We start from the raw sequence: 6,317 nt of genomic DNA on the forward strand, positions 1-6,317 counted from the left end.
TCTTGTGGGTTCAGCCGGGGACCTTCTCGACGGGCTGCGGTGCGGCCGCTGCGGGGCGGACGTCGACCAGCTCGGCGGGCAGGCGAAACTCGGCGTGCTCTTCGCGGCCTGCCATGGTCGAGACTTCCACGGGGCCCAGGCGGCGCAGCGCGGCAATCACGTCCTCGACCATTTCTTCCGGCGCGGAGGCGCCAGCGGTAATGCCGACGATATTGGCGCCCGCGACCCACGCCGGGTCGAGTTCGCTGCCATCCGCGATCAGGTAGCTCGGCACGCCGCTTTCGGTGCCAATCTCGCGCAGCCGGTTGGAATTGGAGCTGTTGGTAGCGCCAATGACCAGGATGACATCGGCCAGCTTGCACAGGTCGCGCACGGCGCTTTGCCGGTTTTGCGTGGCGTAGCAGATGTCGCGGGTGTCGGGGCCGACCAGGTCGCTGAAGCGGCGGGCCAGCGCGGCAATGATATTGCGGGTGTCGTCCACGCTGAGCGTGGTCTGGGTGACATAGGCCACCGGGGTGTCGGCGGGCAGGTCGAGCCCGGCGACCTCGGCCTCGTTCTGGATCAGGATCACCTTGCCGGGGATCTGGCCCATGGTGCCTTCAACCTCCGGGTGGCCGGCATGGCCGATCAGTATGACGGTGCGGCCACTGGCCGCGTACTGCCGGCCCTGGTTATGCACCTTGATCACCAGCGGGCAGGTCGCGTCGATGGCATGCAACTGCCGCTGTCCGGCATCGGCCACCACGGCGCGCGAAACGCCGTGTGCGCTGAAGATGGTCACGGCGCCCGCGGGGACCTCGTCGAGTTCTTCGACAAAGCGCGCGCCCTTGTTCTTCAATCCCTCCACAACATGCTTGTTGTGCACGATCTCGTGTCGCACGAAGACCGGCGCCCCATGCTTGACGAGCGCGCGGTCGACGATCTCGATCGCGCGCACGACACCGGCACAGAAGCCTCGGGGTTGAGCAAGAATCACCTGCATACGGTAGGCCCCCTGGACCCTTCAATGGGTTTCAGTGATTGGGAAGGTGTACAGAAATCACATTTCCGACACATGATGGTTACTATATACCGGACGCGCCGGAAATGTCTGACGGCCCTTTGCATGTTGCGGCGTTTCCATCTCTTCGTGAAACCGGTTTATGACAGTAAACGATTACGTTCTGGTGACGGGTGCATCGGGTTTTCTCGGATCCGCGGTGCTGCGGCAGGCACTGGCACGTGGCTGGCGCGTGCGAGCGCTGGTGCGCGCGTCGAGTCCGCGCGCCAACCTGGCGGATTTGCCGGTCGAGGTCGTGCAGGGCGATATGCGCGACCCGGCCGCCGTCGCGGCTGCCATGCAGGGCGTGCGTTACCTGTTCCACGTGGCGGCCGATTACCGGCTGTGGGCGCCCGACCCCGAGGAGATCGTCCGGACCAATGTCGACGGCACCATGGCCGTCATGGAGGCCGCGCAACAGGCCGGCGTGGAGCGCGTGGTCTATACCAGCAGCGTGGCCACGCTGCGCGTAGCCGGTGCCACCGCGCCGGTCGACGAAACGGCTGCGCTGACACCGCACGAGGCCATCGGCGCCTACAAGCGCAGCAAGGTGCTGGCCGAACGCGTGGTCGAGCGCCTGGTGGTCGAACGCGGCCTGCCGGCAGTGATCGTCAACCCGTCCACGCCGATCGGCCCGCGCGACGTGCGTCCCACGCCGACCGGCCGCATCATCGTCGAAGCCGCCACCGGGAAGATCCCCGCCTTTGTCGAGACCGGGCTCAACCTGGCCCACGTGGATGATGTGGCCGCGGGCCATTTCCAGGCGCTGGAGCACGGGCGGACCGGCGAACGCTATATCCTGGGCGGGGATGACGTCATGTTGCAGCAGATGCTGCGTGATATCGCCGGCCTTTGCGGCCGTCGGCCGCCGACCGTGCAATTGCCGCGGTGGCCGCTGTATCCGCTCGCCCACGCGGCCGAGGCCGTGGCGCGCGTGACACGCAAGGAGCCGTTTATTACCGTGGACGGGCTCACCATGTCGAAGTACAAGATGTTCTTCCGTTGCGACAAGGCCCGGCGCGAACTGGGTTACCAGCCGCGTCCCTATCTGGAGGGACTGCGCGACGCGCTGGACTGGTTCCGCGAGGCGGGATACCTGGGCTGAAGCCTCAGGACCGCACCGGCGCCTGGCTGCGGCCCTTCCATTGCCCGCCGCGGCGCAGCCAGTAGCGCCGCGCCGAATCCAGCGTGGCGCCAAGGTAGAACAGCGCCGTCAGCGGCAACAGCGGCGCAAGCCAGGCCGGCTGGCGGTATTCGCGCAGCATGGGCAGGTAGGCCAGCGACATCGCCGCCCAGGTGAGCCAGGCAGGCCATAGCCGGGGGCCTCCCGCCAGCGCCAGCAGCGGCGGCGCCAGATAGGTCGCGGTCATCGCCAGCGCCGTGCCGGCCAGCAGCAGCGGCGAATAGCGCAGCTGTGTATAGGCACTGCGGGCGATCATGTCCCACAGGCTGCGCCAGTCGTCATAGGGCCGCAGCGACACGCTGTCATCGGCGAGATCCAGGCTGATCGGGCCGCCCGGCTTGATCTTCGAGGCCAGGCTGCAATCATCGATCAACTCGCCGCGAATGGCGGCGAATCCGCCGATGCGGCCCAGGGCCGCGCGGCTTGCCAGCATGCAGCCGCCCGCCGCGGCCGCTACCGCGCTGCGCGGGTTTCGGACGCGCTCGAACGGATAGAGTTTGGCAAAGAAGAAAACAAAAGCCGGCACGATGAGCCGTTCCCAGGCCGAGGCGCAGCGCAGGCGCACCATGAGCGACACGAGATCGCGGCGCTCGTGCACGGCGCGGGCAACCAGGCCGGCCAGCACGCCTGGGCCGTGCCAGATATCGGCATCGGTCAGCCAGACATAGGCGGCCCCCGGCGTCACGCGGGCGGCGGCAGCGAGTCCTTCCGACTGGGCCCATACCTTGCCGCTCCATCCGGCCGGCAGGTCCCGGGCGGGGACAACGGTCAGGGCGCCGGGCCGCGGCGTCCCGGCTGCCGCGCTGGCCGCGATTTCCGTCGTGCCGTCGTGGCTGTGGTCATCGACCACGACCAGCGACAACGTTCCCGGGTACTGCTGGCCGAGCACGCCGGCCACGCATCGGCCGATGACGTCAGCCTCGTTGCGCGCCGGGACAATGGCCACGACTTCGGGCCACGCATCCGGGGCGGGAGCCGGCGCAGGCTTGCGCACGCGCCAGAAACCCGCGCGGCCGAACAGCAGCACGCACCAGATAGCCAGCGACAGCAGGGACAGCGCAAACGCGGCGGTCAAGGTCATTTGAGGAAGCGGCGCGCCAGCCTTGCCAGGCGCGGCACGGTTTCGGGCCGCAGCAGCCGGGCATCGTAGCCCGCCATGCGGCGCTCGTTCTCGGCCAGGCACAAATCGATCATTGCGCCTGGAGACAGCGAATCGCCAAGCGCTTCCGAGCCGTTCATCGTGAAGTTGGCGTCCTGGGCCGCGCCATCGGCGTCGATGCCGCGCGCGATGCCGATGCGCTCCCAGACCAGGAAGGCCCACACCCGCGCCACCTTCAGCGCGAACAGCGGCCTGCGCCACCAGGGCAGGTTGCTGCGATACCAGGCCGCCCAGTTGACGAAGAAGAGGATATGCCGGCCCTCTTCCTGGATCACCGGCTCGAAGGTCTCCACGAGCTCCGCCGGGAAATAGCCGGAGCGCCGCGCCATGGCGAACAGGCCGAAGGCGAAGAAGCTGTCGATGCATTCGCTGTAGCCGGTCACCAGCCATCCCCACTCCGGGTCGTCCGGGGGCGGATAGTCCGGCTCGGGTGCGAGCGGAATGCCGTAGGCCTCCACCATCTTCGAGAGCACGACCTTGTGACGCGCTTCCTCGGCGCCGTCCATGTCCAGCGCGCTGCGCAGCAGCGGGTCGGCAACGGTTTCGGCAAAGGTCTTCACGCGGATCGAGGCGCGGCCCTCGGTCTGCACGGCAATGTCCCAGATCGGCAGGGAGGTGACGCGCTGCAGCGCATCAGGCGAGAGCGTCGGCCATTCGATCACGGCCGGCTTGTAGGGGTTGTGGGTTTGCAGCAGCATGTTGGAGAACATGCGCAGGTGCTGTGCGGAGCCGATGCGCACCGGACCCGGCGCCGGGTCGGTCCAGTGGCGCATCGCGTGGTCCGCCTGCTCGACCGCCGTGCGCGCGATTGTGCCGGCCACGGCGGCGGCGCGCGCTACGGCATCTTCGGCTGAATTGGCGATGACGTCGGTGTGGCCGGCGTCTGGATCAGCGACCCCGTCGTGGCGCGGTGGTGCGGCGTAGAGTTCGGACATCTGGCCCCCTGGCAGTGGATTGCCCGGGGGCCATTGTAGCGGCGGGCGCCCGCAGGCGCACCGCCCGCAGATCGACGTCACCCACACGAACACCTTCAGGTTGTAGAGCATGCGGCCGGTGCTGAAGATGCCGCCGTTGCACGAGGACAGCGCTGCGGTCAGCACGACGAAGTTGATGATGCGGGCCTTTTTGGGGGTGTCGCCGAATTGCAGGGCATCGTGCTTGGCAGGCGCGGCTGTTTCGCCGGCGTAGCCGGCGGGGCGTTTCTGGCAATGATTGGGTTATCGCTCTTGGCAAACGCCGCTGTTTCGCCGGCGTAGCCGGCGAGTCACTTTTTGTCCGAGCGGCGTGTGTCAAGGTAGTTGTCGCGTCCGCCGCTATGCTGCTTTCCGGTACTCCTTAGGCTCCAGCTCAGCCCGCTCGGGGTTCAGGTAGACCACTGGATCCAGCTTCCAATTCCGGATTCCCCGCGACCAGCGCTGCGGGTGCCGGGCGCGCGCAGCCTGATACACCACCATTCGTCGCGCCAGCAGGGGTATCGCTTCCCCGCGGTGCCGCTGGTTCGGCGTGACATACTTCAGCCCGCTGTGACGGTGCTCCTCGTTGTACCAACGCACGAACCGATGCACCCATTCACGCGCCTGTTCCAGCGTATCGAATGGCCTCTCGGGCCACAGCGGGCAGTACTTGGCCGTACGGAACAACGCTTCGGCATAGGCGTTGTCGTTGCTCACGCGTGGGCGGCTGTATGACGGCACCACGCCCAGATCCTGCATCGCAGCGCGCATGCTCAGCCCCTTCATGACGCTGCCATTATCAGAGTGCAGCACCAGCGGCCGCCCAGCCGTTTGCTCGCGCAGACAGCCCAGTTCGAGCAGCCGGCGGGCATGCTCCACCGACTCGCTCTCGTGCACTTCATTGACCACCAGCTTGCGGCTGTAGATGTCCTGCATCATGTACCAGTAGAAGAAGCGACCCTTCACCGTAGTGGGCATCCACGTGATGTCCCAGCACCACACCTGATTGGCACCGTCTGCACGATGCGTGGTCGGCGCGCGGGGCTTGGCATTGTGACTGCGTCCACGTCGCCGGCTCTGCCCTGCAGCCCGAAGCACACGGTAGAACGTCGATTCCGACGCCAGGTAGCGGCCCTCGTCGGCCAACTTCGGCACGATCTGGTGCGGCGTCAGGCTCTCGTAGCCAGGCTGGTTGGCCGCTGCCAGCACGGCCTGCCGTTCTGCCTCGCTGAGCTTGTTCGCCGGCACCGGGCGCTGCGCTCCCGGGCGGCCATCCTCTGGCGCATGGCGCCAGCGCTGCAAGGTGCGCTCACTCAAGTCCAGTTCCTCGCAGGCCCTGGACTGGCGTGCACCGCTCTTTACCGCTTCATCGATCAACGCAATGGCATCGCGGCGATCCGAGACGTTGATCAGTCTTCCTCGTCCCTTCCCCAGATCGCCTCGGCTTTTTTTCTCAGCACCAGCAGCGCTGCTGTCTCAGCCAGCGCCGCATCCTTGCGCTTGAGTTCGCGCTCAAGATCCCGGATCCGCTTCTGAGCCGCCTGTTCCTCGCGGCGCTGCGCCAGGTCAGGCTTGTCTGGTGTCTTGGCATTGGCCTGCTCGCACGCGGCCCGCCACGCCCGGATCTGTTCCGGCTGAATACCCTTCCTGCGGCAGTATTCGGACAGCTCCGCCTCACTCAGGGGCGCCGTCTCCAGCACCACTCGGAACTTGTCCGCACTGGACCACTTATCACTTTGTTTGCCGTTGCCTGGCACAACCTTTCCTTGCTCTCGGGCCGCGTTGCGCCAGTTGCGCAGGCACACCGTTGTAATGCCTGTCTCCCTGGCCAACTCCGCCACCGACCGGTTCAAGGGCGGCTTCATCTGCTCGACCACCCATTCTTTGTACTCCGCCGGATAAGGCTTCATCTTCCAACCGTTACCGCCCCCCATTGTCCTTCATCGAAAGGCAGCGAGGCGACAACTATCCTGACATGGAGGG

5 protein-coding genes are annotated in these 6,317 nt (G+C 66.8%); 1 reads left to right on the forward strand and 4 read right to left on the reverse strand.

All coding sequences use genetic code 11. The annotated features are described in order from the left end of the window. Nucleotides 1-10: 10 nt before the first annotated feature. The gene (gene ispH, locus AC3FKG_RS28515; RefSeq protein WP_483713356.1) at nt 11-982 is read right to left on the reverse strand and encodes a 4-hydroxy-3-methylbut-2-enyl diphosphate reductase; all 972 of its coding nucleotides are present in this window, start codon (nt 980-982) and stop codon (nt 11-13) included. 160 nt (nt 983-1,142) lie between these two features. Between ispH and hpnA the strand changes: the two genes are divergently transcribed. Further along, nucleotides 1,143-2,144: a hopanoid-associated sugar epimerase gene (gene hpnA / locus AC3FKG_RS28520; RefSeq protein ID WP_488744750.1), complete on the forward strand. Its 1,002-nt coding sequence runs from the start codon at nt 1,143-1,145 to the stop codon at nt 2,142-2,144. 4 nt (nt 2,145-2,148) lie between these two features. Here hpnA and AC3FKG_RS28525 read toward each other — a convergent pair whose 3' ends face one another. The 3 genes from AC3FKG_RS28525 to AC3FKG_RS28535 form a co-directional block, all read right to left on the reverse strand. After that, nucleotides 2,149-3,303, reverse strand: a complete 1,155-nt coding sequence (locus AC3FKG_RS28525) for a glycosyltransferase (protein ID WP_488744751.1) — start codon at nt 3,301-3,303, stop codon at nt 2,149-2,151. Further along, nucleotides 3,300-4,154 (reverse strand): ferritin-like domain-containing protein, encoded by an 855-nt coding sequence (locus AC3FKG_RS28530; protein WP_488744753.1) that lies wholly within the window; start codon nt 4,152-4,154, stop codon nt 3,300-3,302. Before AC3FKG_RS28530 ends, AC3FKG_RS28525 begins: the two co-directional genes overlap by 4 nt. A gap of 540 nt (nt 4,155-4,694) precedes the next feature. After that, nucleotides 4,695-6,244, reverse strand: a protein-coding gene (locus AC3FKG_RS28535; protein ID WP_488742417.1) for an IS3 family transposase whose coding sequence is annotated in 2 segments (ribosomal slippage) — nt 4,695-5,758 and nt 5,758-6,244 — 1,551 coding nt in all. Because the reading frame shifts where the segments join, the coding sequence is not laid out codon by codon here. Nucleotides 6,245-6,317 lie beyond the last annotated feature (73 nt).

Source organism: Cupriavidus sp. 22TCCZM04-2 (genome assembly GCF_057798895.1).